The organism is Amnimonas aquatica, from assembly GCF_002943415.1.
Taxonomy (GTDB): domain Bacteria; phylum Pseudomonadota; class Gammaproteobacteria; order Pseudomonadales; family Moraxellaceae; genus Perlucidibaca; species Perlucidibaca aquatica_A.
In genome coordinates, this window is the sequence record NZ_PTQZ01000266.1 from 1 (window position 1) to 1,936 (window position 1,936).

A 1,936-nucleotide genomic window follows, 5' to 3' on the forward strand; every position below is an offset into this window, starting at 1 on the left:
CCCCGCCGGTACCAAACCCAGTCGAGATAGGCCCCATGTCACTGAGCATCCCCAACCTGCTGTTCGTCGAACCCAACCACTATGCCGGCGGCTATGTCAGCCCCGAAGCCCTGGAGCAGGTCAAGGCCGCGGGCATCACGCATGTCATCGACATGCTGCCGGACAACGAGCACGGCGGTTTCGACGAGGCCGGGCTGGCCGGCGAGCTGGGTCTGTTCTATGCGCATCTGCCGATCCTGGGCGGACATGACCTCAGCCGCGACAACGCCGAGGCGCTGGACCGCCTGCTGGCCGAAGCCGGCGACAGCAAGGTGCTGGTGCACTGCATGAGCGGCAACCGCGTCGGCGCGCTGTTCGCGCTGCGCGCGCACTGGGTGCAGGGCCTGCCGGCGGTGGAAGCGCTGCAGGTCGGCCGTCGCTACGGCCTGACCAAGCTGGAGCCGCTGGTCATCCAGCTCATCGGCCTCTGAGGCCGCGCGGTCCGCGTGGCTGCCCGCGCGAGCAGCCGGCGGACAGGTGCGGGAGCGGCGCCGCCCTGATCACGACAGCAGCAGGTTCCACAGCGGCACGGTGAGCAGCGAAAGCAGGATGCCGATGCCGAGGATGGCATTGGCCAGGTCCGGCTCCAGGTCGTGCTGATCGGCGAGGATGGCGGCCGAGATCATCGGCGCCATGGCCGCCTGCAGCACGGTGATGGTCAGCAGCAGGCCGTGCATGCCCAGCGCGCCGCCGATGCCGAGCATGACCAGCGGTGCCAGCGCCAGTTTCCAGCCCAGGCCCAGGGTCACCGGCAGCCACTGGTGGCGGTGCAGCGACAGCTTAAGGCGCAGGCCGACCGAGAACAGCGCCAGCGGTGTCAGCGTGGCGCCGATGCGGTGTAGGATCTCGTCGGCCATGGGCGGCCAGCCGCCGAGCTGACCCACCACCACACCCGCCAGCAGCGCCAGGAAGGCCGGGAACAGCAGCACCTTGCGCGCCACTGCGCGCGGACTTGCCGAGGCGCCGCCGTAGATCACCGCCACCAGCACGCCACCCAGGCTGAGCATGATGAAGCAGCCGAGCTGGTCGGCCACCACGCCCAGCGCCAGGCCTTCGCGACCCTGCAGTGCCTCCAGCATGGGGTAACCCACGAACGAGGTGTTGCCGAGGCCGCAGACCAGCGTCAGCGCGCCGATGCGCGCGCGCGACCAGCCCAGCCACTTGCCCAGGGTGTGGAACAGCGCCAGCGCGCCGATGAACACCAGCCACTGCGACACCACCAGGAACCACAGGTGCGGGTCGAACTGCAGGCGCGGAATCAGCTCCAGCACCAGCGCCGGCAGGGCGATCTGGATCACCCACCAGTTCAGTGCCGGCGCCAGGCCGGCGGGCGGGCTGGCGTAGCGGGCGGCCAGCAGGCCGAGCAGGAGGCAGAGGGCCAGCAGGACAAGCGCGCTCATCGGGGGCTCCGGTAACAGGCGGTGAGGATGATGCCGGCGAGGATCAGCACCATGCCGGTCAGGTGGTAGCCGTGCAGCGACTCGTCCAGCAGGCCGGCGGCCAGCAGCGCGCCGAACAGCGGCATGAGGGTGATGGCCTGGCCGGCGCCGGCGGCGCCGATCCTGGTCACGGCGCTGTTGTAGAGCCCGTAGGCCACCACCGAAGGCAGCACGGCAACATAGGCGAAGGCGGCGAAGATCTCCGGGCGCCAAGCGATGGTGCGGATGGCCTGCCACTCCGTGGCCGCCAGCGGCAGCATGACCAGCGCGGCGATGGCGAAGGTCACCGCCAGGAAGCTCAGCGGATGGCAGGCCGGGCGCAGCCGCAGCAGGCTGGTGTAGACGGCCCAGGCGATGACCCCGCACAGCACCAGCAGGTCGCCGCGCCCGACATGCAGGCTCAGCAGGCGTTCCGGCCGGCCTTCGCAGACAATGGCGATGACGCCCAGCGTGGACAG

General features: G+C 70.3%; 3 protein-coding genes. 1 reads left to right on the forward strand and 2 read right to left on the reverse strand.

Annotated elements, in window-relative coordinates; translation table 11 throughout:
* The first annotated feature begins 35 nt into the window (after positions 1 to 35).
* A complete protein-coding gene (locus tag C5O18_RS08885) occupies positions 36 to 470 on the forward strand; it encodes a protein tyrosine phosphatase family protein (protein WP_105193236.1) in 435 nt (144 codons plus the stop codon).
* Positions 471 to 539: 69 nt separating this feature from the next.
* On the opposite strand, the gene C5O18_RS08890 is transcribed toward C5O18_RS08885, so the two are convergent.
* Positions 540 to 1,439 carry an AEC family transporter gene (locus tag C5O18_RS08890; protein ID WP_105193238.1) on the reverse strand — a complete coding sequence of 300 codons (900 nt, stop codon included), beginning with the start codon at positions 1,437 to 1,439 and terminating at the stop codon, positions 540 to 542.
* Positions 1,436 to 1,936: DMT family transporter (locus C5O18_RS08895; RefSeq protein ID WP_146089316.1), on the reverse strand; the 501-nt coding region annotated here is incomplete at its 5' end. The genes C5O18_RS08890 and C5O18_RS08895, both read right to left, overlap by 4 nt.

What these genes read in the sequence shown, in the direction of transcription:
- C5O18_RS08885 (WP_105193236.1), top strand. Translation starts at nt 36, where the DNA reads ATGTCACTGAGCATCCCCAACCTGCTGTTCGTCGAACCCAACCACTAT.
- C5O18_RS08890 (WP_105193238.1), bottom strand. Translation starts at nt 1,439, where the DNA reads ATGAGCGCGCTTGTCCTGCTGGCCCTCTGCCTCCTGCTCGGCCTGCTG.